This is a genomic window from Micromonospora olivasterospora (assembly GCF_007830265.1).
In the GTDB taxonomy this organism is placed as follows: Bacteria; Actinomycetota; Actinomycetes; order Mycobacteriales; family Micromonosporaceae; genus Micromonospora; species Micromonospora olivasterospora.
The window spans coordinates 2,478,370-2,503,781 of the sequence record NZ_VLKE01000001.1; the positions used below are offsets into that span (position 1 = coordinate 2,478,370).

General features: G+C 74.7%; 24 protein-coding genes. 11 read left to right on the top strand and 13 right to left on the bottom strand.

The features are described 5' to 3' along the window. Positions 1–20 precede the first annotated feature (20 nt). The 4 genes from JD77_RS11305 to JD77_RS11320 all read right to left on the bottom strand — a co-directional run bounded on the left by JD77_RS11305 (position 21) and on the right by JD77_RS11320 (position 4,115). Complete coding sequence (locus tag JD77_RS11305; RefSeq protein WP_145774207.1) at positions 21–1,523, bottom strand: sensor histidine kinase; 1,503 nt, start codon at positions 1,521–1,523, stop codon at positions 21–23. Beyond that, positions 1,516–2,211, bottom strand: a complete 696-nt coding sequence (locus JD77_RS11310) for a response regulator transcription factor (protein WP_145774208.1) — start codon at positions 2,209–2,211, stop codon at positions 1,516–1,518. Before JD77_RS11310 ends, JD77_RS11305 begins: the two co-directional genes overlap by 8 nt. A 109-nt stretch (positions 2,212–2,320) precedes the next feature. Continuing rightward, a complete protein-coding gene (locus JD77_RS11315) occupies positions 2,321–2,830 on the bottom strand; it encodes a hypothetical protein (protein WP_145777530.1) in 510 nt (169 codons plus the stop codon). A gap of 112 nt (positions 2,831–2,942) precedes the next feature. Beyond that, positions 2,943–4,115 (bottom strand): thiolase family protein, encoded by a 1,173-nt coding sequence (locus tag JD77_RS11320; RefSeq protein ID WP_145774209.1) that lies wholly within the window; start codon positions 4,113–4,115, stop codon positions 2,943–2,945. Positions 4,116–4,231: 116 nt separating this feature from the next. On the opposite strand from JD77_RS11320, the gene JD77_RS11325 reads away from it, so the two are divergent. Next, positions 4,232–4,675, top strand: a complete 444-nt coding sequence (locus JD77_RS11325) for a PH domain-containing protein (protein WP_145774210.1) — start codon at positions 4,232–4,234, stop codon at positions 4,673–4,675. 59 nt (positions 4,676–4,734) lie between these two features. Here JD77_RS11325 and JD77_RS11330 read toward each other — a convergent pair whose 3' ends face one another. After that, on the bottom strand, positions 4,735–5,646 hold the full coding sequence (locus JD77_RS11330) for a rhomboid family intramembrane serine protease (protein ID WP_145774211.1): 912 nt from the start codon (positions 5,644–5,646) through the stop codon (positions 4,735–4,737). 64 nt (positions 5,647–5,710) lie between these two features. Further along, complete coding sequence (locus JD77_RS11335) at positions 5,711–6,241, bottom strand: peptidylprolyl isomerase (protein ID WP_145774212.1); 531 nt, start codon at positions 6,239–6,241, stop codon at positions 5,711–5,713. Positions 6,242–6,325: 84 nt separating this feature from the next. Between JD77_RS11335 and JD77_RS11340 the strand changes: the two genes are divergently transcribed. Then, positions 6,326–7,207 carry a hypothetical protein gene (locus tag JD77_RS11340; RefSeq protein WP_145774213.1) on the top strand — a complete coding sequence of 294 codons (882 nt, stop codon included), beginning with the start codon at positions 6,326–6,328 and terminating at the stop codon, positions 7,205–7,207. 87 nt (positions 7,208–7,294) lie between these two features. Here JD77_RS11340 and corA read toward each other — a convergent pair whose 3' ends face one another. After that, positions 7,295–8,437 carry a magnesium/cobalt transporter CorA gene (corA, locus tag JD77_RS11345; RefSeq protein ID WP_145774214.1) on the bottom strand — a complete coding sequence of 381 codons (1,143 nt, stop codon included), beginning with the start codon at positions 8,435–8,437 and terminating at the stop codon, positions 7,295–7,297. Positions 8,438–8,854: 417 nt separating this feature from the next. Continuing rightward, on the bottom strand, positions 8,855–9,949 hold the full coding sequence (locus JD77_RS11350; RefSeq protein ID WP_145774215.1) for an aminotransferase-like domain-containing protein: 1,095 nt from the start codon (positions 9,947–9,949) through the stop codon (positions 8,855–8,857). Between the two features lie 203 nt (positions 9,950–10,152). Here JD77_RS11350 and JD77_RS11355 point away from each other — a divergent pair, with 203 nt between their 5' ends. Continuing rightward, complete coding sequence (locus JD77_RS11355; protein ID WP_145774216.1) at positions 10,153–10,971, top strand: 3'(2'),5'-bisphosphate nucleotidase CysQ; 819 nt, start codon at positions 10,153–10,155, stop codon at positions 10,969–10,971. 122 nt (positions 10,972–11,093) lie between these two features. Further along, entirely contained in the window at positions 11,094–12,230 is a 1,137-nt protein-coding gene (locus JD77_RS11360; protein WP_145774217.1) for a glycoside hydrolase family 26 protein, read from the top strand. 3 nt (positions 12,231–12,233) lie between these two features. Here JD77_RS11360 and JD77_RS11365 read toward each other — a convergent pair whose 3' ends face one another. Genes JD77_RS11365 through JD77_RS11380 form a run of 4 tightly spaced genes read right to left on the bottom strand, consistent with a single transcriptional unit; the run spans position 12,234 to position 15,143 of the window. Further along, positions 12,234–13,160 carry a glycosyltransferase family 2 protein gene (locus JD77_RS11365; protein WP_145774218.1) on the bottom strand — a complete coding sequence of 309 codons (927 nt, stop codon included), beginning with the start codon at positions 13,158–13,160 and terminating at the stop codon, positions 12,234–12,236. Continuing rightward, positions 13,157–14,122 (bottom strand): sulfotransferase family protein, encoded by a 966-nt coding sequence (locus JD77_RS11370; RefSeq protein WP_145774219.1) that lies wholly within the window; start codon positions 14,120–14,122, stop codon positions 13,157–13,159. The genes JD77_RS11365 and JD77_RS11370 overlap by 4 nt, the downstream gene beginning before the upstream one ends. Continuing rightward, positions 14,110–14,646, bottom strand: a complete 537-nt coding sequence (locus tag JD77_RS11375) for a glycosyltransferase (RefSeq protein WP_145774220.1) — start codon at positions 14,644–14,646, stop codon at positions 14,110–14,112. Before JD77_RS11375 ends, JD77_RS11370 begins: the two co-directional genes overlap by 13 nt. Positions 14,647–14,702: 56 nt before the next feature. Next, on the bottom strand, positions 14,703–15,143 hold the full coding sequence (locus tag JD77_RS11380; RefSeq protein WP_145777531.1) for a glycosyltransferase family protein: 441 nt from the start codon (positions 15,141–15,143) through the stop codon (positions 14,703–14,705). Between the two features lie 240 nt (positions 15,144–15,383). On the opposite strand from JD77_RS11380, the gene JD77_RS11385 reads away from it, so the two are divergent. Beyond that, positions 15,384–16,364 (top strand): sulfotransferase family protein, encoded by a 981-nt coding sequence (locus tag JD77_RS11385; protein WP_145774221.1) that lies wholly within the window; start codon positions 15,384–15,386, stop codon positions 16,362–16,364. 7 nt (positions 16,365–16,371) lie between these two features. On the opposite strand, the gene JD77_RS11390 is transcribed toward JD77_RS11385, so the two are convergent. Continuing rightward, positions 16,372–17,304, bottom strand: coding sequence for a core-2/I-branching beta-1,6-N-acetylglucosaminyltransferase family protein (locus tag JD77_RS11390; protein ID WP_145774222.1), 933 nt, complete (start codon positions 17,302–17,304; stop codon positions 16,372–16,374). A 226-nt stretch (positions 17,305–17,530) separates the two neighbouring features. On the opposite strand from JD77_RS11390, the gene JD77_RS11395 reads away from it, so the two are divergent. From JD77_RS11395 to JD77_RS11420, 6 genes are read left to right on the top strand one after another with little or no spacing between them, the layout of a single operon-like run. Further along, on the top strand, positions 17,531–19,318 hold the full coding sequence (locus JD77_RS11395) for a lipopolysaccharide biosynthesis protein (RefSeq protein WP_246140629.1): 1,788 nt from the start codon (positions 17,531–17,533) through the stop codon (positions 19,316–19,318). Continuing rightward, entirely contained in the window at positions 19,315–20,307 is a 993-nt protein-coding gene (locus tag JD77_RS11400; RefSeq protein WP_145774224.1) for a DUF3048 domain-containing protein, read from the top strand. Before JD77_RS11395 ends, JD77_RS11400 begins: the two co-directional genes overlap by 4 nt. Beyond that, on the top strand, positions 20,304–21,785 hold the full coding sequence (locus JD77_RS11405) for an O-antigen ligase family protein (RefSeq protein ID WP_211372537.1): 1,482 nt from the start codon (positions 20,304–20,306) through the stop codon (positions 21,783–21,785). The genes JD77_RS11400 and JD77_RS11405 overlap by 4 nt, the downstream gene beginning before the upstream one ends. Continuing rightward, positions 21,785–23,014, top strand: coding sequence for a hypothetical protein (locus tag JD77_RS11410; RefSeq protein ID WP_246140630.1), 1,230 nt, complete (start codon positions 21,785–21,787; stop codon positions 23,012–23,014). The genes JD77_RS11405 and JD77_RS11410 overlap by 1 nt, the downstream gene beginning before the upstream one ends. Next, positions 23,011–23,871 (top strand): sulfotransferase family protein, encoded by an 861-nt coding sequence (locus JD77_RS11415; RefSeq protein ID WP_145774225.1) that lies wholly within the window; start codon positions 23,011–23,013, stop codon positions 23,869–23,871. The genes JD77_RS11410 and JD77_RS11415 overlap by 4 nt, the downstream gene beginning before the upstream one ends. Beyond that, complete coding sequence (locus JD77_RS11420) at positions 23,859–25,394, top strand: lipopolysaccharide biosynthesis protein (protein WP_246140631.1); 1,536 nt, start codon at positions 23,859–23,861, stop codon at positions 25,392–25,394. Before JD77_RS11415 ends, JD77_RS11420 begins: the two co-directional genes overlap by 13 nt. Positions 25,395–25,412 lie beyond the last annotated feature (18 nt).

Genomic DNA, 25,412 nt, shown 5'->3' on the forward strand with positions numbered 1-25,412 from the left:
GCGTCGGGGCTCAGGCGAGGTCAGCGTGATGTTCGGGTCAGGTAAGGATCCGCCGGCAGCCGGACGGTGAACGCCGCCCCGCCCTCCGGTGCGTGCCCGGCGGCGATCTCCCCGCCGAGCCGGCGGACCAGTCCCGCGGCGAGCGCCAGGCCGAGCCCGCTGCCGACCTTGCGCACCCCCCGGTAACGCTGGTGCAGCGCGCCGCGCTCGAACGCCACCGCCAGGTCGTCGTCGGTGAAGCCCGGGCCGCCGTCGCGCACCTCCAGCACGCCGCCGGCGGCCGGACCGGAACCGGCCGGCCGGGCCGCGAGCACCACCGGCGCCCCCGGCGGTACGACCCGCAGCGCGTTCTCCAGCAGCCCGTCGACCACCTGCCGGATCCGCCCCGGATCGGTGTAGGCCGGCACGGGCCGGTCGGCGATCTCCGTGCGGAACGGCACCCCGACGGCGGCGCACCGGCCCGCCCAGGTCCGCTCCGCGTCCGCCGCCAGCCGGGCCAGGTCGACGGGCACCGGCTCCAGCGGGAAGTCGGCGGCCTCCAGCCGGGCCAGCGCGAGCAGGTCGCGGACCAGCCGGTCCAGGTGCTCGGCCTCGGCCAGCATGGTCCGCCCGGTGTCCGGGGCCTCGTCCGCGCCGACCACCCCGTCGGCGAGCGCCTCGGCGTACCCGCGGATCGCGGTGAGCGGCGTGCGCAGCTCGTGCGATACGGAGAGCAGGAACTCCCGCTGCCGCCCCTCGCTGGTGGCCAGCGCGGCGGCCAGCCCGTTCAGCGCGAGCGCCAGCTCGGCGACCTCGTCGGGCGGCTCGACCGGCACCCGGACCGACCGGTCGCCGGCGCTGAGCCGGGCGGCGGCGGTGGCGGCGGTGCGGATCGGGCGGGCCAGCCGGCGGGCCAGCAGCGATCCGGCGGCCAGCCCGGCGGCGAGTCCGGCGAGCAGCGGCAGCCAGAGGCTCAGCAGGACCCTGCCCCACAGCCCGGGGGTGGCCGGGCGGGTGAGCACGACGCCGTCCCCGCCGGGCAGCGCCCGCCCCTCGACCAGGGCGCGCTTGCCGGCCACCAGCCGTCGACCGGAGACGTTGCGCCCCTCGGCGACCCGGTTCACGACCTGGCGGGGCAGTCCTGCGCGGTCGACCGCGCCGGCCCGGACGACGTACACGTCGACGTTCTGCGCCCGGAGCTGGCGGATCAGCCGGTCGCCGGCGGCGTCCCGCTGCCGTACCGACCGGACGCGCAGCACGTCGGCGGCGAGCCGGGCCTGCGCGGCGAGGGCGTCCTGGTCGCGCCGCTCCGCCCCGCGCACCGCGAGCGGCACCGCCACGAGCGCGGTGACCAGCACCGAGACGAGCGCCACGGCGCAGGTGACCAGCACCGCCCGCGCGGTGAGCGTACGGCCGGGACGGCGGCCCGGCGACGCGGTCGGACGGGCGCCGATCACCGGCAGCGCGACGGTCGGCTGAGCCGGGACGGGCGTCTCCGGCGAGGCCGCCCCGGGCCCGTCCGCGGGCGGCGGGTGCTCAACCATCGGCGGCGTACCCGACGCCCCGGTGGGTGCGGATCACCCCGGCCGCCGCGCCCAGCTTGGCCCGGACCTGCGCGACGTGCACGTCCACGGTACGGGTGCCGGCGTGTGCGGCGTACCCCCAGACGCCGGCCAGCAGTTCCTCGCGCGTGAACACCCGGCCGGGGCGGGCCATCAGGTGGGCGAGCAGGTCGAACTCCGTGGAGGTGAGCTGGACCGGGGCACCGGCCACGGCCACCGTCCGGCGGGTCGGGTCGAGGGTCACCGGGCCGACCACCCGGCTCCGCTCGGCGGTCTCGGGCGCGCCGGCCGCGCGGCGGAGCACGGCGCGGACCCGGGCGACCAACTCGCGCGGGCTGAACGGCTTGGTCACGTAGTCGTCGGCGCCGAGTTCCAGGCCGACGATCCGGTCCACCTCGTCGTCCCGGGCGGTGAGGAAGATGACGGGCGTCCAGTCGCCGGCCGCGCGCAGCCGCCGGCAGATCTCGGTGCCGGCGAGGCCCGGCAGGGCGATGTCGAGCACGCAGGCCACCGGGCGCAGCCGGCGGGCGGCGGCCAGGCCGGCGTCGCCGTCGCGCTCGCGGTGTACGCCGAAGCCGTCCCGGGCCAGGTAGAGCCGGACCAGGTCGGCGATGGCCGGCTCGTCCTCGACGAGGAGGATCAGCCCGCGCCCGGGTGCGTCGACGGTCACCGCCCCATGATTGCCGACCGGCGCCGACGCGGAACGTCGGGCGTGTTCGAATCAGGTAAGGATCGGTGCCGGCTCAGTGCATGGTCGGGCTCAGTGCATGATCGCGGGCTCAGTGCACCACGACGGGCCGGGGCGCGCCGGCACGCGGGCCGGCCGACAGGTCCCCGATCGTGGCGACGAGCCGCTCGCGCGGCGTCCGCAGCCGGGTACGGAACGCGTGGTGCAGCAGCGTGTCGAGCTGCCACACCTGCTTCGGGTGCTGGGTGCGGATGAGGAACCGCTCCCGCACCCCGTCGATGGCGGTGGCGGCCAACTCCACCCCGGGCAGCCGGGGGTCGGGGCTCCACGTGACGTCGCTGAGCTCGCGCAACTCGGCGTTGAGGTGCAGGCGCAGCCGGTGCAGCACCCGGGACTGCCGGGTGACCACGAGCCGCCGGTGGGTGAGCAGCAGCAGGTACTCGCCGACCGGCCGCTCGGGGCGGCTGCACCGGGTGACCAGAACCGTGGCGTCGCCGGAGCCCACGCACCGGCGGAAGATCGGCATGTGACGGCTGGCGGTCTGCACCGCCAGCCCGGTCTCGGCGGCCGCGGGGAGGAACGTTCGGGAGAAGACGTCCATGACCTGCCCAACGACCGCCGACGGCGACGTGATATGGGTCACCGCCGGGTTGCGGAACTTCCACGCCCTTGAGTCGCACTCCCGGTCCGTTTTGGTGTAAGGAGAGGCCCGGTCAGAGCAGCTCGAGGATGGTGGCGTTGGCCATGCCGCCGCCCTCACACATGGTCTGGAGGCCGTAGCGGATGCCGTTGTCCCGCATGTGCTGGAGCATCGTGGTCATGATCCGCGCGCCCGACGCGCCGAGCGGGTGGCCGAGCGCGATGGCGCCGCCGCGCGGGTTCAGCCGCTCCGGGTCCGCCTCCGTCTCAGCCAGCCAGGCCAGCGGGACCGGGGCGAACGCCTCGTTCACCTCGTACACCCCGATCTCCTCGATACCCAGCCCCGCGCGGCGCAGCGCCTTCGCGGTTGCCGGGATGGGGGCGGTGAGCATGGCGACCGGGTCGTCGGCGGCGACCACGGCGGTGTGCACCCGGGCCAGCGGACGCAGGCCGTGCCGGCTGGCCCAGTCGGACGTGGTCACGGCGAGCGCCGCCGCGCCGTCGGAGATCTGGGACGCGGAGCCGGCGGTGACGACGCCGTCCGGACGGAACGGGGTGGCCAGCTCGCCGAGCTTCTCCAGCGAGGTGTCCCGGCGGATGCTCTCGTCCACGGCGAACTTGCCCCCGTCGGGCAGGACCACCGGGGCCAGCTCCGGGTCGAACGCGCCCGCGTCCTGGGCGGCGGCTGCCTTGACGTGGCTGGCCAGGGCGTACTCGTCGAGCTGGGCGCGGGAGAAGCGCCAGCGGGCCGCGATCAGCTCGGCGCCGACGCCCTGGTTGAACGGCAGCGGAGCACCTTCCGCGACGCCCTCGACGCCGCGGTAGCGGTCGAGGATCTGGTCGCTGAACGGCATCGCGTCGCCGACGCTGGAGCCCATCGGCACCCGGGTCATCGACTCGACGCCACCGGCCACCACCAGGTCGGCCTGACCGGACAGGACGGTGGCTGCGGCGAAGTGCACGGACTGCTGGCTCGACCCGCACTGCCGGTCCAGCGTGGTGCCGGGGACCGACTCGGGCCAGCCGGCGGCGAGCACGGCGTTTCGGGCGACGTTCCAGGCCTGCTCGGCGACCTGGGACACGCAGCCCCAGATCACGTCGTCGACCTGCTCGGGGTCGATCCCGGTGCGCTCGGCGAGGGCGCGCAGGACGTGGGCCGAGAGATCGACCGGGTGCACGCCGGCGAGGCTGCCCTTGCGCCGCCCGACCGGGGTTCGTACCGCACCGACGATGACCGCGTCACTCATGTTTACTCCCCGGTAACTTGGCTGCCCCGATACTACGTCCTACCCGGTCCCCTCGTCCGCCCCGCGTCCGGTCCTGCGGACCCGCGAGGCTCGGGCGGGTCGGGCATGCTTTACCGGTGCGAGCAGAGCTGGATCCGGAGTCGTCGGCGGTGCAGTGGCGGGTGCCGCGCGCCCTGCCCGCCCTGAAGCTGGCCGGCGCTGCGGCCCTGGTCGCGCTCGGGCTGCTCTTCGCCGAGGGCGACCAGGTGCGGCTCGTGCTGGCGGGGCTGGCCGCCGCCGCGCTGGCCGGCTGGGCGCTACGCGACCTGTTGGCGCCGGTGCGGCTCGCCGTCGATCCGGCGGGGATCACGGTGGTCAGCGGGTTCGCCGGCCGCCGGCGGCTCGACTGGGGCTCGGTCGAGGCGATCACGGTGGACCGCCGGCCCCGGCTGGGTCTGACCACCGAGGTCCTGGAGATCGACACGGGCGACTCGCTGCACCTGTTCGGCCGATACGACCTGGATGCCCCGCCGGGCGAGGTGGCCGAGGCGCTGCGCGCGGCCCGCCCGGGGCCGCGCTGACCGGGCCCCACCCGGTCTGGCCGGCGGCGCGGGGCGGATACCCGTCGGGGCTGCGCCGGTCAGCCGACCAGCATCGCCGTGCGGACGAGCGCCAGGCCGAGCAGCGCCACGACCACGACCGCGCCGCCGGCGAGCTGGAACAGCCCGCGCCGGGACCTGGGGGCGTACGCCAGCGCGAGGGCCAGCACCCCGCCGGTGACCAGGCCGCCGAGGTGACCCGGGACGGAGATGCCCGGCACGGTCAGGGTGAAGACGAGGTTGATCACCAGGATCGGCAGGACGGACGAGATGCTCCGCCCCATTCGGCGCTCGATCACGATCAGCGCGGCGAAGAGGCCGAAGATGGCGGTCGACGCCCCGGCCGTGGTGCCGTTCTCGGGACTGAACAGGTAGGCGGCCACGTTCCCGCCGAGCCCGGCGACCAGGTACAGGGCGAGGAAGCGCAGCGGACCGAGGTTGGCCTCCAGCGACCGGCCGAGCACCCAGAGCGCCCACATGTTGAGCAGCAGGTGCACCACGCCGTAGTGCAGGAACATCGCGGTGACCAGGCGGTACCACTCGCCGTGCGCGATGCCGTGCACGCTGCCGTCCGGGAAGAGGGCCTGGCCGAGCACCGAGCCCCAGTCGGTCAGCGGGGTGCTGCCGCCCATCAGGCCACCGAAGCCCGCGCCGCCGGCCGCCGCGTCCCCGCCCCGGTCGGAGGCGATGGAGAGGATCATCAGCAGGACGTTCAGCGCGATGAGGGTCTTGGTGACGTAGCCGAGGCGGCCGGCCGCACCGCCACCGAAGGCGGTACGCGCCGGCCGCACGCTACGGCGTCCCTCGTTCACGCACTCGGGGCACTGGTGCCCGACGGAGGCGTCCCGCATGCAGTCCGGGCAGATCGGCCGGTCGCAGCGGGTGCACCGGATGTACGTCTCCCGGCCGGGGTGCCGGTAGCAGGCCGGGGTGGTCGGCGGGGACTCACTCACGGCCGCTGCCTCCCGGTGCCGGCGGGGCGCTCAGTCATGCGAGCAAAGGTACCTCGCGGGCGCGTCAGGCCGGGTTGCGCTCGATCTCGACGCGCTCGATGACGACGTCCTGCAGCGGACGGTCGCTCGGGCCGGTCGGGGTGTTGGCGATCGAGTCCACCACCTTCGCCGACGCCTCGTCGGCCACCTGGCCGAAGATGGTGTGCCGGTTGTTGAGGTGCGGCGTCGGCGCGACCGTGATGAAGAACTGCGAGCCGTTGGTGCCCGGCCCGGCGTTCGCCATGGCGAGCAGGTACGGCCGGTCGAAGCGCAGGTCCGGGTGGAACTCGTCGGCGAACTTGTAGCCGGGGCCGCCACGGCCGGTGCCGGTCGGGTCGCCCATCTGGATCATGAAGCCGCTGATCACCCGGTGCGAGATGGTGCCGTCGTAGTACGGCCCCTTGCCCGGCTGACCCGTACGCGGGTCGATGTACTCCTGGTTGCCCTCGGCCAGGTCCACGAAGTTGCGGACCGTCTTCGGGGCGTGGTTGGGAAAGAGCTCCAGCCTGATCGGGCCAGCGTTGGTGTGCAGTGTGGCGTAGACAGCCTCGCCCACGGGTACTCCTCACTCGTTGGTCAGTTCCATGCGGATCCTCCCATGTGCCCGTTCTGGCAGTGCGGAGGCATCCGAAGGTGGAGGATGACGGAGGAACAACTCCCAGGAGGTGGGACCGTGTTTGGAATCGGGCGGCGCAAGACCCGGGGGCAGTTGGCCAGGGCCGAGCTGAACCTGGGCATCGGTCACCTGCGGCAGGCGGCAACGTACGCGGCGAAGGGTGCCGGCGCCACGGTCGGCCCGCGGGTCCAGGCGGCCCGGAGCGTCGTCGCGCCGACCGCCGTCATGGTGCGCGACCGGGCGTCGAACGGCCTCGCGTCGACGGCCGCGGCGCTCGCTCCGCTGGCCCTGGCCGTGCGCAACGCGCAGGCCGAGGCCGCCGGTCGGGCCACCGCGGGCAGGAGGGCCGCCGCCGCGAAGCAGGCCGCGGTGACCCGGAAGGCCAAGGCCAGGAACCTCAAGGCCGGGAAGCGGAAGTCGCGGCGGGGCGGCCGAATGATGACGGGCCTGTTCGCCGCCGGGGCGGTCGCCGGGCTGGCCGGCGCGATGGCGATGCGCCGCCGCCGCGAGCGGCAGGAGTGGACCGAGTACGACCCGACCGTCGCGATCGAGCCGGCGCGCGACGAGGTGGACACCCTGGTCGTGCAGACCCCGTCGGCCAACGGCGACAGGCCCGGGGCACCCACCGGGTCGAGCGGCTCCCCGGCCGCGAGCGGCCCGGCCGGAGGCTCCGCGGCCGCGAGCGGCCCGGACGGCGGCGCCCGGCCGGCCGGTGCCGGCAGCTCGGCGGTGGCGGGCGGCGACGGTGCCTCCACCACGAAGCCGGGCGGCAAGCCGACCGCGCGGCCGACCGACAAGGTCCCCTCGGTCGCGGAGGGCGCCCGGGACGCCTCGGGCCGCCCGGCCGACGACCTCGGCAAGGCGCTGGGCAAGCAGGACCAGACCCGGTCCGGCGGCCGGCGCTGACCGCCGGAACAGCGCCGGGAGCGCGGCGACGACCACTACCCGCGGTGGAGAAGGTTCCTTCTCCACCGCGGGCGTCGAGCAGGGCCCCTACAGCCAGCCGTTGCGGCGGAGCCAGCGGTAGAGGGTGAGCGAGACGGCCAGCATCAGGGCGAGGACGACCGGATAGCCGTACGTCATCTTCAGCTCGGGCATGTTCTCGAAGTTCATGCCGTAGATGCCGGCGATCGCGGTCCAGACCGCGGCGATAGCCGCCCAGGACGCGATCTTGCGCATGTCGTTGTTCTGGTCGACGGTGACCTGCGCCAGCCGCGCCTGGAGGATCGAGTTGAGCAGGTCGTCGTACGAGTTGACCTGCTCGACGGTGCGGCTGAGGTGGTCCTGCACGTCCCGGAAGTAGCGCCGCACCTCCTCCGGGACCTGCCGGTTGACCTCGGCGGTGAGAGTCAGCAGCGGCCGTTGCAGCGGCACCACCGCCCGCTTGAACTCGACCAGTTCCCGCTTCATCTGGTAGATCCGCTGGATCCGACCGCTGCTCTGCCGGTCGAACACGTCGGCCTCCAGCACGTCCAGGTCGTCCTCCAGCCGGTCGGCCACCTCCAGGTAGAGGTCGACGACGCGGTCGGTGATGGCGTACGCCACCGCCCACGGGCCGTGCGCCAGCAGCTCGTGCCTGGCCTCCAGGTCGGCCCGGACGGGAGAGAGCCGGCAGGCGTCGCCGTGCCGGACGCTGATCAGGAAGTGCGGGCCGATGAAGAGCATCACCTGTCCGGTCTCGACGACCTCCGAGTTCTCGGTCAGCTCGGCGTGCTCGCAGTATCGCGCGGTGCGCAGCACGAGGAAACTGACGTCGCCGAAGCGCTCCAGCTTGGGCCGCTGCTGGGCCTTGACCGCGTCCTCGACGGCCAGTTCGTGCAGGCCGAAGGTCGCGGCGATCTCGGTCATCTCGGCCAGCTCGGGCTCGTGCAGGCCGAGCCAGACGAATCCGTTCCGGCTGCGGGCGACGGCGAGCGCCTCGGCGTAGTGGCACTCGCCGGGCTGCCGCCTGCCCTTGACGTAGAGCCCGCAGTCCACGACGGCGCTGCGGCCGGGACCGGCCGGCTCGGGGGTGCGCTGGCTGCCGTCGGCGTTCAGGATGCGGGTCATGGCCCGGACTGGCGCCCAGGCCCGGGGCTTGATCACCCGCCCCCCGTCCGGCGACGCGTCCCGGCTCCGCTCCACCCGGTCCGTCATGGCGACCCCCTTCCCGCGCTGCGCGTGGCGGCCCCATGCCGCGCGTTGCAGGGTACGCCCGCCGCGCGCGGCCCTGCCGGCATCGCGCTCGGACAGGCCGGGCCGACGGTCGACCGGGCGGTTGGCGCCGCGCGGACCGCGTCGGGCCGGGACCCGTTCGGTCTGCTGGTTGGCGCCGGGCGGGCCGGGCCGCGTCGGGGGGTGAGGGGGCGACACGGCCCACCCGGCGCCCTTTGGGGGCGGGGGTTGTGCTGAGCGCGCCGCTGGTCACCGGCGGCCGGGGTGGGCACCCGCATCGGGGCAGGTCGGCCCGGCGGCCGAGGTGAGTGGCGCTCGCAGCATTGTGGGCCGCCGGCCGGCCGGGCGGGAGCCCTGAGCCGGCCAGCATCGCCATTCTGTCGGAAATCCGACAGGAAATCAGCCCCGGACGGCTTCCATCGCCTCCGCCAGCCGCCGTACGCCCTCGTCGATCCGGTCAGCCGTGACCGCCGAGAAGGCCAGCCGGAGCGCGTGCCTGCCGCCGTCGAGGACGAAGTCGCTGCCCTTGACGACCGCGACGCCCCGCTCGGCGGCGGCCGGGGTGAGCCGGTCGACATCCACGTCCTCCGGCAGCTCCACCCAGAGGAAGTAGCCGCCGTCCGGCTCCACGAACCGCGCCTGCGGGATGTGCCGGCGCAGCGACTCGGCGAGCACCCGGGCCCGCTCGCCCAGCGCCGTGCTGACCGTCTCGATCGAGCGGGCGATGTCGCCGGAGACGCAGAACTGGTGCACGATCGCCTCGGAGACCATGCCCGGGGAGATGTAGAGGCTCGTGGCCTTCCTCGCGATCTCGGCGATCAGGTCCGCCGGCCCGACCAGGTAGCCGACCCGCACGCCGGGGCAGACCGTCTTGGTGAAGCTGGAGGCGTGCACCACGAGGCCACGGGTGTCCAGCGAGAGCATCGACGGCAGCGGCTCGCCCCGGAACCGGATGTCGGCGTACGGGTCGTCCTCGAAGATCGTGAAGTCGTACTCGGCGGCCAGGTCGAGCAGCTCCCGCCGCTTCTCCAGCGACAGGGTGACCCCGGCCGGGTTCTGGTAGTTCGGGATGACGTGCGCGAGCCGGGGCCGGACCCCAGACTCCAGCAGCTTGCGCAGCTCGGCGGTGTCGAGGCCGTCGGGTTGGATCGACACGCCGTGGATCTCGCCGCCCATCCGCTGCAGGTTCAGCAGGGTCCGGTCGTACGTCGGGCGCTCGACCACGACCGCGTCGCCGGGGCGTACGAGGTGGTCGAAGAGGAATGCGTCGGCCTGGAGCGAACCGTTGGTGACCAGCACCTGGGCGGGCTCGACGCCGTGCTTCTCGGCGATCCACCTCCGCAGGGGCGGGTATCCGACGGAGGTGCCGTACGCCGTGATCCCGGCGGGGTCGGCGTCGAAGGCGCGGACGGCGGCGGCCTTGAGCCCCTCGATATCCACGATGTCCAGCGAGGGAGCCCCACGGGCGAACGAGATCAGCTGCTCGGCGGTCATGCGGACGAGCCTAGGGCCTGGCCGGGGCGGTCCGGCCGGCATACACGCCAAGTTCAACATGCGGGCAGCCGATCGGCGGGGGTCGGCGGCGGCGCAGCTGAACGGCGCTTCCGTTTGTCGGCAATCGGACCGGTGTCTGGCCATGTCCCGACAGCCCCCGAAGGATGGAGCGCTGGTGACGCCGAAGAAGTGATGAGGTTCACGTGATCGAGGACGGGACGGGCCGCCGCGACGACCAGGCATTCGCCGAGTGGCTGGCCGGGCGTGCCGGCGCCGCGCTGACGGCGCTGCGCGAGACGCAGGGCTTCGCCGACCCGGCGGCGCTCAAGGACGCCGGCGACAAGGTCTCCCACGACCTGATGACGACGGCGCTGGCCCGCTGGCGGCCGGCCGACGCGGTGCTCTCCGAGGAGCAGGCGGACAGCCGGCGGGCCTGGGCCGGCGGAAACAGGCCGGCCCGGCTCGACGCGGACCGGGTCTGGATCATCGACCCCCTGGACGGCACCCGGGAGTTCTCCGAGTCCGGCCGCACCGACTGGGCGGTGCACGTGGCGCTCTGGCAGCGCTCCGCCGCGCCGGACGGTGCGCTGGTCGCCGGCGCGGTCGGCATGCCGGCCCGGACCACCCAGCACGGCGAGCCGCTGGTCCTCGGCACCCGGGAGCCCGCCGCGCCCCCGGTCGACGGGCCGCTGCGGATCGCGGTCAGCCGCACCCGCCCGCCCGCGTTCGTCAGCGAGCTGGTCGCCGGGATCGGCGCCCGGGCGGTGCCGATGGGCTCGGCCGGAGTGAAGGTCTGCGCGGTGGTGACGGGCGAGGTCGACGCGTACGTGCACGCCGGGGGCCAGTACGAGTGGGACTCGGCCGCCCCGGTCGCGGTCGCCCTCGGCACCGGCATGCACGCCTCCCGGATCGACGGCTCGCCGCTGCGCTACAACCGGGACGACCCCCGCCTTCCGGACCTGTTGGTCTGCCGGCCGGAGCACGCGGACACCCTACTGGCGGCCATTGACCGCTACCGTTGACCCGCCGGTCCGGCGCCGCCGCCGCGCTGGCGCACCACGGCCGATGATCGGTCGTTGCAGTAGCAGAGCCCACCGGGTCGGTCCGACCGGCGGGCCTGACGCCGCCCGAGCCGAGGAGTGTCATGAGTCCCGGCCCCACCGCCGCACCCACCAGCGCCCCCGCGCCGGCCGCCCCCGGCCCGTCCCCACGTCGCCGGTCGGGCCGCTGGTGGCTGCTGCCGGTGGCCGCCGGGGTGGTGGTGCTGAACGTCACCGTCGCCCTGGCCACCAACGGCGACCTGCCCGGCCAGCCGGCCCCGGTGGCCACCGACGCCAGCCACGACGCGGGCCTCGGCCCGGCGGCGCCGGGCGCCCGGCCGACCCCGAGCGGGTCCCAGGGCTTCGGCAGCAACCCGAGCCCGTCCGTCTCGTCCAGCCCGAGCGCCAGCGGCGGCGCGTCGTCCGGCGGGTTCCCGGGTGGCCGCAACACCCTGCCGGGGGCCGGCATCCACCTGCTCGACGGGGAGAGCTTCGCGGCCGCGCTGGCCCGCTCCGACCGGGCGTACGGGCCGCTGCGCATGGTCCGGGTCTTCTACCCCGGCCTGCCGCCGACCTGGCGCGGCAGCCGCGCGGACGTCGCCGGCCGGACCGTGGTGGTCTCGTTCAAGGCCGCCCCGGCGGAGGTGGCGGCCGGGCGGCACGACTCCCGGCTGTCCGCCTGGTTCGCCTCGGTCCCCCGCGACCTGGACGTCTACTGGTCGTACTTCCACGAGCCGGAGGACGACATCGCCCGGGGCGCGTACACGGCCGCCCAGTACCGGGCGGCGTGGCAGCGGCTCGCCCGCCTCGCCGACCAGGCCGGCAACGGCCGGCTGCGGTCCACCCTGATCCTGATGTGCTGGACGCTGAACCCCCGCTCCGGGCGCACCTTCGAGCACTACTGGCCGGGCGGCGACGCCGTCGACGTGCTCGGCTGGGACTGCTACAACAGCGGCGGCAAGTACGGCCGCTACACCGCCCCCGAGCAGGTGTTCGGGCCGATGATCGCGAAGTCGCGGGCGCTGAGCAAGCCCTGGGGGCTCGCCGAGACCGGCAGCCTGCGGATCCCCGGGGACGCCGGCGCCGGGCGGGCCGCCTGGATCCGGGCGATGAGCCGGTACCTCGACGCCCAGCGCCCGCTGTGGGTGGCGTACTACGACTACCAGGTCCCGGACGGCGACTTCCGGCTCACCGACGCGCCGAGCCGGGAGGCGTGGCGGGCCTGGTGCGCCGCCGCCTGAGGCTCAGATCCCCCGGCCGCGCTTGTGCAGCGTACGCAGGACGCGGTCGGGGTCGACGGCCCGGCTGGCCACGGCCAGGGCCAGGTACGCGCGCGGCTCCCGGGGGTTACGGGACAGCGTGCGCCGGGCCCACCGGACGGCCTCCCCCCGGTTGCCCAGCGCCGCCTGGGCGAAGGCGATCTGCCCGCTGACCCGCGCCTCGCCGTGCGGCACCGTGGCGAACTCCGGGTACCGGCCGAGCAGCCACTGCAACGCGGTCGAGATCGTCTCCCAGCGCTGCGCGAAGTACGACCGCTTGTGCCAGCGCACCGTCACGTACGGCTCGGCCAGGTTGACCAGCGGAGCGTGCCGGGCGGCCCGGAGCAGGAACTCGTAGTCCTCCGCGTAGCTGCCCGGGATCTCCTCGTCGACCAGCCCGATCCCGTCGAGCAGGGCGTCCCGCCGGATCAGGAAGGTGGACGGGTGCAGCTCGGTGTGCCGGTCCCGCAGCAGGGCGGCCAGCGGCACCCGGCTCACCGGCAGCACCCGGTCGACCTGGCGGCCGTCGTAGTCGACCCGGATGCCGCAGCTCACGAACGAGCCGTCGGGCGCGGCGTCGAGGGCGGCCACCTGCGCGGCGAGCTTGCCGGGCAGCCACTCGTCGTCGTCGTCGCAGAACGCCACCAGCTCGCCGGTCGCCGCCAGGATTCCCGTGTTGCGGGCGCCGGCCAGGCCCGGGGCGCGCTCGTTGACCAGGACGGTGACCCGGGGGTCGTCGGCCAGCGAGCGGTCCGGCTCGGACTGGTCGTAGACGACCACCACGTCGACCGGGCCGGGGTGGTCCTGGCCGAGGATCGCGTCGAGGGCCTTGCGCAGCAGCTCCGGGCGGTCCCGGGTGGGGACCACCGCGGTCACCGACGGGGCGCCGGTGCTGGTCGTCGGCTCGGTCATCGTGCCTCCGTGGAACCGGGCCGGCCGAGGCCGACGTATCCGTACCGCAGCCGCAGCGGCAGCGTCGCGGCGCTCACCACCGCCCGGCTGCGCGACGGCAGGGCCGTCCGCCAGGCGTCGTCCTGCCGCACCCGCAGCGGCCCCGAGTTGAACCGCAGCGGGTTCCCGGCGATGCTGTGCGCCCTTCGCAGCGGTGGGGGCGACGGGTCCAGCACCCGCAGCGCGCCGGGGTCGTCGGCCAGGCCGGCGAAGCGGCGGACCCGGGCGACCGTGCCGCGCGGGTCGGCGGTGAAGTCCTCGTAGCGCAGCCGGACCACCGGGGCGCGGGTGGCGAGCAGGTGGAACGCCGCGTTCTGCGCCGTCCACAGCTTGCTCACGGTGACCGGGGAGAAGGTGGGCATGTACGCCTCGGCGTCGACCACCTCGGGCCGGCGCACCTGCTTCGCCCACGAGTACGCCACGGCCCGGCTGTCCCGGACCAGGTGCACCACCCGCAGGTCGAGGTCGTCCGCCCAGCGCAGGGCGAACGCCGTCGAGGCGTGCTTGCTGGAGTCGACGACGGTCTGCGCGCCGGTCACGGCCATCGCGGCGGCGTAGATCCGGGTGTAGAGGTCGGCGTACCGGCGCACCTGGTCGAGCTGCCCGGCCGACAGCTCGCCCCGGGCCAGCCGGGGGATGTGCCGGGTCCGGTCGACGGCGTCCTTCAGCGCGAGCACCTCGGCGCGGTCGACCGCCGACCAGCCGCCGAAGGCGTGCTCCCCGACCCGCTGCCAGAAGTCGCAGGCCGAGAAGCGCTCCCCGCAGCCGCACCGCTCGTCGCCGCCGAGCGCCCGCTCCCACAGGTGCACCACCTCGCCGACGGCGCAGACGTCGGGGTGCTGGGCCAGGACCAGTTCGAGCAGGGTGGAGCCGCTGCGGCCCAGCCCGCCCACGAACAGCACCCGGGCGCTCACCCCCACCACCGCCGCTGCCTCGGCACCCGCCGGCCACAGACCAGGTCCTCCACGATCCGGCCGACCGCCGTCGCGGCCGCCACCCGGGGGTCGGGCCGGTCCGGATCGGCGGTCAGGGCGTACGCCTGCGGGTCGGCGACGCCCTTGTCCAGCGCCTCGACCAGGTCCGCCTCCGACTCGACCAGCCGGACCATCCCGGCCGCGCCGAGCCGGCGCGCGAAGAGCTGCTGATGGTTGTCGACGTGCTCGTCGTGGGCCGGGTCCCGGGGCACCACGATCGGCAGGTGCTCGTGCCGGCGCGCCTCGGTGATGGTGGCCGGGCCGCCGTGACAGACCACGAGATCCGCCTCGGTCATCGCCCGCTGGAGCTCCTCGTGGGCCAGGAACGGCACCGCGTCGGGCAGCCGGGGGGCGCGGCTGCGCCCGTACTGGACGACGAGCCGGACCTCGGGGACGCTGCCCGCCAGGCCGGCGTGCCAGCGCTCCAGCCACTCGACGAGCCGGTCGAACCGGTGCACGTCGGTGCCGACCATGGCGAGAACGGTGCGCTGCTCCGGCGAGGCCGCGCGCGGGCGGGGAATCGGCGGGGTCACAGAAGGTTTCCCACCACGGTCGACTTCGGGTACAGCCGGCGCTGCTCCTCCCACTGCACGAGCATCGCGGAGAGGAAGGGCCGGCACAGTCGGGCGGAGAGCGTCGGGGTGTCGATCCGGTCGTACACCTCGATGTAGACGGTGGGGATGCGGCGCAGCCGGGCCACCACCACGAACGGGACGGCGACACCCGCCCCGGTGGTGACCACCGCGGCCACCTCCCGCCCGCGGAACACCCGGACCGCGAGCCAGAGGTTGCGCAGGAGGTTCTTCACGTTCCGGGTGGTCGGGTGGTGCGCCCAGACCACGTCCTCGCCGTCGAGCAGCGAGCGGGCGTCCGGGGTGTCGAAGGTGACCCAGGAGCGGGACCGGTCGCGGTACCACGGCTCGAGCGCCACCAGCTGGGCGAGATGCCCGCCGCTGGAGCCGACGAGCATCACTTCACCAGAATCCACGTCCACCCGCCTCCCACGGCCCCCGGTCACCGCCCCGACCGGTCACCGGGGACGGTCGAGCGACGCCGCCACAATCTATCGACGCCCGACCGCGAACATAAATAGCTCTCCCCATCATCGGGACTGTCGGATGGTTGGCTGCGGACCCTTCCGCCAATCCCCGGCTCCGTCCGTCGCACCTAGACTGCCGCTGGAGATCGCAGCCGACGAGAGGGATCGCGCATGACCGGCCAGGTGTCCGAGGCAGAGCAGGCCGGCGGCGAGTCGAGCACCGCCCCCGTCACCGTCCTCTACGTCTGCGGCATGCCGCGCAGCGGGTCCACGCTGCTCGACCTGATGCTCGGCCAGTTCGTCGGGCACTGCGACGTCGGCGAGCTGTTCTACCTGTGGCAGTCCGGCGTCGAGCGGAACTTCCGGTGCGCCTGCGGGGAGCACTTCGACGCCTGCCCGTTCTGGGGCGAGGTCGGCCGGCGGGCGTACGGCGGGTGGTCGCGGATCGACGTGGCCGACGTACGGGCGCTGCAACGCCGGGTGGACGCGACGGCGCGACTGCCGCTGATCCTGAACCCCGGCCTGTCCCCGGCCTTCCGGCGCGACCTGGACCGCTACACCGAGCTGCTCAGCCGGCTCTACCGGGCGGTGGCGGAGGTGTCCGGGGCGCAGGTGGTGGTCGACTCGACCAAGCGCCCGTCGCTGGCGTACATCCTGGCCCGGGCCCCCGAGATCGACCTGCGGCTGGTGCACGTCCTGCGCGACCCGCGCGGGGTCGCGTACTCCTGGAGCCAGGTGGTCGAGCTGCCCGAGGGGACCTCGGCGAAGGGCCGGATGAACCAGCGCTCGGCGCGGCTGACCGCCCGGCGCTGGGTCACGGTCAACGCGATGGTTGCCGCCCTCGCCCGGTCGGGGGTGCCCAGGGTCGTCGTCCGGTACGAGGACCTGGTCCGCGACCCGCGCGGCGAGCTGGGCCGGATCGCCGCGCTCACCGCCGACGTGACCGGCGTGGTGGACCCGCTCGCGTTCCTGCGGGACAACGAGTTCGAGCAGGCCGGCTCGCACGCGGTGGCCGGCGGGCGGATCCGGATGCGCACCGGCGCGATCAGCCTGTCGCTGGACGAGAAGTGGCGCCGCGAGTACGCCCCGGGCCGCCGCCGGCTGGTCGGCGCGATGACCTGGCCGCTGCGCCGCCGCTACGGCTACCGCTGACGGGCCCTCACCGTCCCGCGGCGGCGGCCAGGTGGGCGTCGAGCGTGTCGAGCAGCTCCGGGGCGGCCTCGTAGTCGAACTTGCGGGCGAAGTGCGCCCGGCTGGCCAGCGCGCGGGGCAGGTCCTCGGCGGTGAGCGACTTCGGGTGGTTGAAGGTGCTGTCGCGGAAGTCGAAGTAGCGCTTGCAGTCGGGCACCAGGTTGAACCGGTCCGTGCTGCACACGATGGTCTGGAAGACCGCCTCGACCGGGGACAGGCAGCGGCGGAAGTAGGCCACCACGTCGGGCCGCCGGTCGAAGTACTCCCGCAGGTAGGCCACCACGGGCCAGCTCAGCGACGAGAACGCCGACCCGCCGTGCAGCCGCAGGTCGGGCCCGAACGGGGTACGCGCCCGGCGGCCGACCGCCAGCCCGTACGACACGTGCACCCGGACCAGCGGCTGCACCCGGTTGACCGCCTGGATCGGGCGGAGCAGCCGCTTGCCGCGCGAGCTGAGCGGGAGCAGCCGGCGGTGCTGGAAGTGGTACCTGGAGTGGACCCGGCTGCGCGGCCAGTGGCTCTCCGGCCCGTATGCGTCCCAGTACTCCATGAACCCGTCCGCGCCCGAGCCGACCAGCTCCGCCTCACACTGCCCGAGCGGCCGGATCGGGTAGTCCTGTCCGGTGATGTTCACCAGCCAGTCGACCCGTACGCCCTCGGCGTTCAGCCAGTCCACTGCCGCCATGTAGCGGTCCACGTGGCTGAAGTCACCGTAGCCGCCCTCATGTGTCTGAATCACGACATCCGGCAGGGAACGCAGCTCGGTGAGGTCCAACGGCGTGCCGTTGACGTCGTGGCTGATGTGGACGACGCAGCCAGGGCTGTACCGCTTGACCGCGTGGACCAGCCGGTTCACCTGCTCGGGGGACCGGTGGCTCTGGATGTGGTAGCAAAACCGCACCCGCCCATCCTGCCCGGCCGGGGAAACGGTGAGAACCCGGCTGCCGGACCGGTGGGAAGCGGACCTTTCGTCCGCTTCCCCTGACCGGGCGGATCAGGGAGACTCAAGTTTCCGCCGTGGTGAACTGGTCCACGGCCGACTGGACGGTCCGGTCCAAAGGGAGCGACACAGCCCGATGCCCTCGCCTCACCACGCCGATCTGCGCGACTCAGACGGTCCCACGCTGATGGCCTACCTCGAGTGGCTCCGCCGCCGGTGGTGGATCCTCGCGGTGGCCGCGCTGCTCGGCGCGGGCGCCGGCCTGCTGGTCAGCCAGGTGCAGACCCGCACCTACGTCTCGACCACGTCCCTGCTGGTCCGCCAGGTCGGCCCGGACGCCAACCCGGGCACCAAGGTCAACCTCGACACCGAGGCGCAGGTGGTCCGCTCCCTGGTGGTCGCCGAACGGGCCGAGGCCCTGCTGAAGAGCGGCACCTCGACCGAGGACCTGGTCCGCTCCCTGTCGGTCACCGTGCCGCCGAACAGCCAGGTGCTGCAGATCGTGTACGAGGCGGAGAGCCCGCAGGCGGCGCAGGCCGGGTCGCACGCGTTCGCCCAGGCGTACCTGGACCTGCGGCTGGCGACCGCCACCCGCTCGGTGGAGAACGAGACGACCGCGCTCAGGCAGCAGATCGCCGAGACCAACAAGCAGCTCGCCGCCGTGGCGGGCAAGATCGCCGGCACCCCCGCCAACTCCGTCGAGCGGGCGCGGGCAGAGGCCGACCGGAACGTGCTGACCAACCAGCTCGCCAGCCTCAACAGCAGGCTGAGTCCGCTGCTGAGCACCGCGCTGGACCCGGGCGAGATCATTTCGGACGCCGCGCTGCCCCGGAAGCCCAGCTCGCCGAACACCACCCTGAACCTGGCCTCCGGGATCGGCGCCGGACTGCTGTTCGGCATCGTCGTCGCCCTGGTGCTGGACCGGCTGGACACCCGCGTCCGGCGCGGCCGGGACGTCTCCGACCGGCTCGGCCTGCCGATGCTGCTGGAGCTGCCGGCCCGCCCGGCCGACCTGACCATCCTCCCGGCGGCCCACGCGGTCTCCCGGGAGCTGGGCCGGCTGCGCAACGTGCTGCTGTCCACCCTTCCCGAGCCGCGGCCCGGGAAGGGCCGGCTGCTGCTGCTCACCGACACCTCCCCCGGGCCGGCGGCCGGCTTCGTGGTCGGCAACCTCGCCGCCGCGTACGCCCGCACGGGCGCGCAGGTCGCGGTCGTGACCACCAAGCCGGACTCCCCGCTGGGCGCGATGCTGGGCAACCCGAAGCCCCGGCACACCCTCGCCGACGTGCTGCGCCACGACGTCTCGGCGCTCACCGCGCTCACCCCGGCCCCCAGCCTGAGCCAGCTGCGGGTACTGCTCCCCGGCGCCCTCGACACCGAGGTGGAGCTGCCGGTCGCCACCATGCTGGAGGTCCTCGGCCAGTTGGCCGCCCGCTTCGACCACGTCCTGATCGAGACGGCCCAGCCGACCGCCGCCGTGGAGGCGCAGGCACTGGCCCGGCACGTCGACGGGGTGATCCTGGTGATCGAGGGCGGGCAGACCCGGAGCAGCGAGATCACCACCGCCATGCACCAGTTCGAGCAGGTCGACGCGCCGGTGCTCGGCTCGGTGCTGGCTCCCCGGCTGCCCGCCCCGGCCCCCGGCGCCCCGGCGGCGCGGCGCGAGGGCCCGCCGTCGCCCCGGCCGCGGCCCGCGCCGAACGGCCGACCCCAGTCCGGCGCGCCGAACATCGAGACCACCATGATCCTGCCCCGCCCCGCCGCCGGCACGCGCGAGGCCGGCCCGGCTTCGGCCCCCCGCCCCACGGCACCGACCGCAGGCTCCGCCCCGACCGGCCACGTCACCGCACCGGTCGCCGGAAAGCCGACGAACCAGCCGAAGGCGGGGGGCGTGTACCGCTCCGTGCGGGACACCGACGGCAGGGAGCCCGGCCGGTACTCGATGAGCCGCGACGCGTTCGAGGACCGGGAGTGAACCGCCGGCGGGCCCTGGGAGCGACGGTGGTCGCGGTGCTCGTCGCCGTGGCCGGGGCAGGCTGCACGGAGGGGCAGCCGCCCGGGGCGACGAACCTGGTCGACCCCGGCTCCCCGGCGCCCCAGCCCAACCCCACCCCCATTCTGCCCCCGGCCCCCCTGTCCGGGAAGCCCGTAGCCGAGACGGTTGCCAGCCGCCAGGCGGTCGTCGTGCCGGTACGGGTGACCGCCCGGACCACGCCCGTCGGGCTGGCTGAGGCCGACCTCGTCTACCAGGAGTTCGCCGAGTCGGAGAGCCTGCACCTGACCGCCGTCTACCAGTCCCAGGACGCCGCCCGGGTGGGGCCGGTGGCCGAGATCCGCCCGGTCGACATCCGCACGGTCGGCGTGCTGCACCCGTTCATCGGGTACACCGGCGGGCCGACCGGCTTCCTCGACCAGCTCGCCGCGGCCGGGCTGCCGGGGGCGACCCCGGCGCGACGCAAGGCCGCGTTCCCGTCCGGCCAGGCGTCCACCGCCGCGCTGCGGCAGGCCGCCCCGACCGGCGGCGTGGCGCCGACGCCGGTCTTCGACCACGCCGACTCGGGCACGCCCCTGGCCAGCCAGGGCGTCACCCCGGCCAGCCGGCTCACCGTCGCCGCTCCGGGCCACCCGACGCAGACGTGGACGTACGACGCCGCCAGCTCGACGTGGCGCGGGAAGATCGGCAAGACGACCGTGAGCACCGCGTCCGTGGTGGTGCTCACGACGGAGTACCGCACCCTGAACGTCCGCAAGCCCAGCCCGCGCTCGCTGCCGGGGGCCAAGGTCTACGGCTCCGGCACGGCCGTGGTCGTGTCCGGCCCGTCCAGCGTGTCCGCGACGTGGCGCAAGCCGGGGCAGCGGCTGGTCTGCAACGTCATCGACCCGGGCGGCTACCAGGTGCGGCTGCAGCCCGGAACGGCCTGGGTGATCTACGCCCCCGAGACCGCCCGGGTCAACGTGGCATGAGCACCGTCGCCCCGCTCCGGCCCACGCCGGGGCCGGAGCCGGCTGGACGGCACCCGGCCGGCCCGGCGTACGCCCCGCCGGCCGAGGCCCGACGTCGCTGGTCGATGCGGCTGCCCGCCGCCTGGCCGGTGACCGCGCTGTTCGTGCTCTACCCGCTCTGGTGGGCGCTCGGCCTGCCCTCGTTCATCTTCGCCATCCTGGCGGTTCCGATGGCCGTGCAGCTCTTCCGGCGCGGCAACGTCCGGGTGCCCCCCGGCTTCGGGCTGTGGCTGATCCTGCTGGCCTGGGTCGTCCTGTCCGGGCTGATGCTCGACATCACCGCCCCCAACACGCTCACCCCGAACGGGTTCGGCCGGTACATCGGCTGGGGCATCCGGGCGATGAACTACACGGCGCTGACCGTGACCATGCTCTACGTGCTGAACCTGAGCGAGCGGGAGCTGCCCCGGAAGCGGCTGCTGCGGCTGTTCGGGTTCATGGCCGTGATCACCGTGATCGGCGGGTACGTCGGCGCGCTGATGCCGCAGCTGAAGTTCGTCGCGCCGCTCAACTACCTCCTCCCCGGCGTGATCGCCAAGGAGCCGTTCGTCCACCGGCTCATGCACGTCGAGGTGGCCCAGGTGCAGGAGGTGCTCGCCGGGGAGGCCAGCTCGCCCCGCCCGGCCGCGCCATTCGAGTACACGAACACCTGGGGCGAGAACCTGGCCATCCTGCTGATCTGGTTCATCGTCGCCTGGGTGGTGCTCGGCCGTGGGACGCGCCGGCTGTTCGGGTACGCGGTGGTGCTCGCCTCCCTCTTCCCGATCGTCTACTCCCTCAACCGAGGGCTGTGGATCGGGCTGGTCATCGGCGCGGTGTACGTGGCGCTGCGGCTGGCGCTGCGCGGGCGGATCGTCGTCCTGGTCGGGCTGTCGCTGGCCACCGCGCTCGTCGGGGTGGCCGTGCTGGCCTCGCCGCTGGGCACGCTGCTCGACGAGCGGATGTCCAACGGGCACAGCGACGACATCCGGGCCACGCTGTCCAGCGGCGCCGTGGCGGCGGCAAACCACTCCCCGGTGCTCGGCTACGGCGGCAACCGCGCCCTGATCGGCAGCAACCGGTCGATCGCGATCGGCAAGTCGGCCGACTGCCGCCAGTGCGGCAACCGGGAGCTGGGCAGCAACGGCCAGCTGTGGAACCTGCTCGTCGGCCAGGGCTACGTCGGGGCGTTCTGCTACAGCGCCTTCTTCCTGTGGTGCCTGTGGCGGTTCCGCCACGACCACACCCCGATCGGCATCGCCGGCAGCCTGGTGCTGATCCTGATGCTGTTCTTCCAGTTCCTCTACGGCTCGCTGAACACCACCCTGGCGTACGGGCTGATCAGCGTCGCGCTGCTCGCCCGCAACGATCTTCACCTGCGCGCGCAGCGCCGCGAGGCACGGCTCGCCGCCGCCGAGGCGGCCGGCCCGCGCGCCCTGACCGAACGGCGGACGCGCTGATGCTCACCCCGCCCCCCGGCGCCGACGCGCGCGGCGCGTATCTGCCCGAGCTGGCCGGCCTGGTCTGGCCGGCGCCGAGCCGACCGGCCCTGCGGCGCGGTGGCCGGGCCGGGTTCGCGGTGGTCCCGTCGGCGGCCCGGCCCCGGCTGCTGGTTCCGGTCGGCTCCCGCCGGGCGGCGGCCAGCGCCGTCCGGCACTCCACCGAGGCCCAGGGGGCGAAGGCCCGGCTGCGCCGCGCGGTGCTGGCGACGGCGTTCCGCACCGGGCTGGGCGGGCTCGCCTTCCGGGACCGGCTGGTGGTCGACGGGGCCGACGGCGCGCTCGACGCGCACCTGGCCGCCGTGCTCGGCCGGCCGGCGCTGCTGAGCATCCACATCGGCCCGGCGCGGGCCAACCGCAAGCCGGTGGTCCAGCTCCTCGACGACGCCGGCGCCCCGATCGGGTACGCCAAGCTCGGCGTCGACCCGCTGACCCGCGCCCTGGTCGACGCCGAGGCGGCGGCGCTGGCCCGGCTGGCGACGCTCGACCTGCCCGGCGTGGAGGTCGCCGAGGTGCTGCACCACGGCGCCTGGGACGGGCACGCCCTGCTGGTGCAGAGCGCCCTGCCGGTGGGACTGCCCCGGGCCGCGCCGCCGCGGGCCGCCGAGGCGGAACGGGCCGCCATGGTCGCGGTCAGCCGCTGCCTCGGCGTCGACCGCCGGCCGTACGCGGACAGCCCGCACGCCCGGCGGCTCGCCGACGAACTGACGGCACTCGGTGACCGGCCCGAGGCGGCCCGGCTGCGCGCCGCGCTGGCCGTGGTCCGCCGCCTCGACCCGGTGCTCGACCTGGGCGCCTGGCACGGGGACTGGAACGGCGGCAACAGCGCGACCCTGGCCGACGGCCGGACGCTGGTCTGGGACTGGGAGCGGTTCGCCGGCGACGTGCCGGTCGGCTTCGACGCCCTGCACCGCCAGGTGCAGACGGCGATCACCCGGGCCGGCGTCGAGCCCCGGACGGCGGCGGGCCGGCTCATCGCCGGGGCGGGCGAGGCGCTCGCCCCGTTCGGGCAGCCCGCCGGGGTCGCCGACCTGGTCGCGGTGCTCTATCTGGTGGAGCTGGGCGCGCGCTACCTGCGCGACCGGCAGGCCGAGGCGGGGGCCCGGCTGGGACACGTGGCCGCCTGGCTGTTGCCGGCGGTCGAGGATCACCTGGCCGGCCGGCCGGGCGCGGGAGGGATGACGAAGTGACGCTGGTCAAGACACAGGCGCGCCGCGCGGTGCGGTCGGTGAGCCGGACGTACGGGCGGTGGACGTCCGGGTCCCGGCTCGCGCCCGACTTCCTCATCGTGGGCGCCCAGCGCTGCGGCACGACCTCCCTGTTCAAAACCCTGTCCCAGCACCCCGGAGTGCTGCCGGCGAATTACCAGAAGGGCGTGCACTACTTCGACGTCGCCTACGACCGGGGGATGGACTGGTACCTCGGGCACTTCCCGACGGTGCGGCGGGCCGAGGCCGTCCGGGACCGGATCGGGGTGCGCGCGGTGACCGGCGAGTCGAGCCCGTACTACATGTTCCACCCGCTGGCCGGGGAGCGGATCGCGAAGGACCTGCCCGAGGTCCGGGTGCTGGTGCTGCTGCGCGACCCGGTGGAGCGGGCGTACTCGGCGCACGCGCACGAGCGGGCCCGGGGCTTCGAGACGGCGAGCTTCGAGCGGGCCCTGGAGCTGGAGCCGGAGCGGATCGCCGGGGAGCGGGAGCGGCTGCTCGCCGACCCGACCGCGGACAGCCACCACTACCAGCACAACGCGTACCTGACCCGGGGTCAGTACGTCGAGCAGCTCGAACGGCTGGAGTCGAGCTTCGGCCGGGAGCGGCTGCACGTGATCGACGCCGACGACTTCTTCGCCGAGCCCCGGCCGGCGTTTGACGCGGTCTGCGACTTCCTCGGCCTGCCGCGCTGGGCCGACATCTCGTTCGGCAAGCACAACGCGCGCTCCCGCTCGCCGATGAACCCGGCGCTGCGCGCGCGGCTGGAGGAGCACTTCGCCCCGTACGACGAGCGGTTGAGCGCCTGGTGGGGACGCGTGCCGTCGTGGCGACGGTAGCGCCGGCCCGGGCGGACGCCGCCGAGCTGGGCGGGGCGGCCCGGCACGGGGTGGCCAACCTGCTCGGCGTCGCCGTCGCCGCGGTCGCCGGGTTCGGCCTGAACATCGTCGTCACCCGCGGCTGGTCCATGTCGGAGGCGGGCCTCTTCTTCGCCGCCACCAGCGCCTTCATGATCGCGTACGCGGCCGCCCGGCTGGGCACCGGCGTCGGCTCGGTGTACTTCATCAGCCGGTACCGCACCCTCGGGCAGCCCGAGCGGATCCGGGCGTCGGTGCTGGTGGGGCTGCTGCCCGTGGTGCTCGTCGGCACGGCGATCGCGGTGGCCGGCTGGTGGGCCGCGCCGCGGATCGTCGCGCTGACCTTCACCGAGCCGGTGCCCGGCGCCGTCCGGGCCCTGCGCGCGCTGCTGCTGTTCGTGCCGGTCGCCGCGCTCTGCGACTTCGCGCTGGCCGCCTGCCGGGGGTTCGGCAAGATGCGGCCCCTGCTGCTGGTCGAGCGGCTCGGCCGGACCGGGCTGCAACTGGCCGGCGTCGGCCTGGCCGCCCTGCTCGGCCTCACGGCCACCACCGCGCTGCCGCTGGCCTGGGCCCTGCCGTACCTGCCCGCGGCCCTGCTCGGCACGGTCTGGCTGGCCCGGCTGGTGCGCCGGGCCGAGCGGGCCACCGAGGCCCCGCCCGTCCCGCTGCGGGAGGAGTTCGGCCCGTACTGGCGCTACAGCGGCCCGCGGGCGCTCAGCGGGCTGGCCCAGATGGCGGTGCAGCGCCTCGACATCGTGCTGCTCGGCGCGCTGCGCGGGCTCGCCGACGCGGCGCTCTACACCGCGGCCACCCGGTTCCTGGCGCTCGGGCAGCTCTCCGGGCAGGCGCTGTCCACCGCCGTGCAGCACCGGCTGGCCACGCACCTGGTCCGCGACGACCGGGCCGCCGCGGGCCGGCTCTACCAGGCCGCGACCGGCTGGCTGGTGCTGCTGGCCTGGCCGGCGTACCTGCTCTTCGCGGTCTTCGCGGGGCCCATGCTGCACCTGTTCGGCGACGGGTACGCCGCCGGTCAGCGGATCACCGTCTTCCTCTCCCTGGTCATGCTCGTGGCGACCGGTTGCGGCATGGTCGACACGGTGCTGAACATGGCGGGCCGCACATCCTGGACGTTCTACAACGCGCTGGCCGGCACGGTGGTCAACGTGGTGCTGAACGTGCTGCTCATCCCCCGCTTCGGGGTCATGGGGGCGGCCGCCGCCTGGTCGGCGTCCATCCTGTTGACCAACCTGGTGCCGCTGGCCCAGCTCCACCACGCGTACCGGCTGCACCCGTTCGGCCGGGGCACGCTCACGGCGGCGGGGCTCGCGCTGGCCTGTTTCGGCGTACCCGCGCTGCTCGCCCGGACCCTGCTGGACGCCGGGCCGCTCACGCTCGCGGTGCTGGCCGCGGTCGGTGCCGCCGGCTACGCCGGGGCGGTCTGGCGGCTGCGTCGGGTGCTGCAGCTCGACGCGCTGCGGGCGCTGCGCCGCAGCCGGGGGCGCTGAGGTTCGTTCACGGAACAC

Coding starts and splice junctions, on each gene's coding strand:
- JD77_RS11385 (WP_145774221.1), top strand. CDS start 15,384: ATGACCGGCCAGGTGTCCGAGGCAGAGCAGGCCGGCGGCGAGTCGAGC.
- JD77_RS11340 (WP_145774213.1), top strand. CDS start 6,326: ATGACGGAGGAACAACTCCCAGGAGGTGGGACCGTGTTTGGAATCGGG.
- JD77_RS11405 (WP_211372537.1), top strand. CDS start 20,304: ATGAGCACCGTCGCCCCGCTCCGGCCCACGCCGGGGCCGGAGCCGGCT.
- JD77_RS11380 (WP_145777531.1), bottom strand. CDS start 15,143: ATGCTCGTCGGCTCCAGCGGCGGGCATCTCGCCCAGCTGGTGGCGCTC.
- corA (WP_145774214.1), bottom strand. CDS start 8,437: ATGACGGACCGGGTGGAGCGGAGCCGGGACGCGTCGCCGGACGGGGGG.
- JD77_RS11395 (WP_246140629.1), top strand. CDS start 17,531: ATGGCCTACCTCGAGTGGCTCCGCCGCCGGTGGTGGATCCTCGCGGTG.
- JD77_RS11305 (WP_145774207.1), bottom strand. CDS start 1,523: ATGGTTGAGCACCCGCCGCCCGCGGACGGGCCCGGGGCGGCCTCGCCG.
- JD77_RS11320 (WP_145774209.1), bottom strand. CDS start 4,115: ATGAGTGACGCGGTCATCGTCGGTGCGGTACGAACCCCGGTCGGGCGG.
- JD77_RS11350 (WP_145774215.1), bottom strand. CDS start 9,949: ATGACCGCCGAGCAGCTGATCTCGTTCGCCCGTGGGGCTCCCTCGCTG.
- JD77_RS11375 (WP_145774220.1), bottom strand. CDS start 14,646: ATGGTCGGCACCGACGTGCACCGGTTCGACCGGCTCGTCGAGTGGCTG.
- JD77_RS11410 (WP_246140630.1), top strand. CDS start 21,785: ATGCTCACCCCGCCCCCCGGCGCCGACGCGCGCGGCGCGTATCTGCCC.
- JD77_RS11360 (WP_145774217.1), top strand. CDS start 11,094: ATGAGTCCCGGCCCCACCGCCGCACCCACCAGCGCCCCCGCGCCGGCC.
- JD77_RS11315 (WP_145777530.1), bottom strand. CDS start 2,830: ATGGACGTCTTCTCCCGAACGTTCCTCCCCGCGGCCGCCGAGACCGGG.
- JD77_RS11365 (WP_145774218.1), bottom strand. CDS start 13,160: ATGACCGAGCCGACGACCAGCACCGGCGCCCCGTCGGTGACCGCGGTG.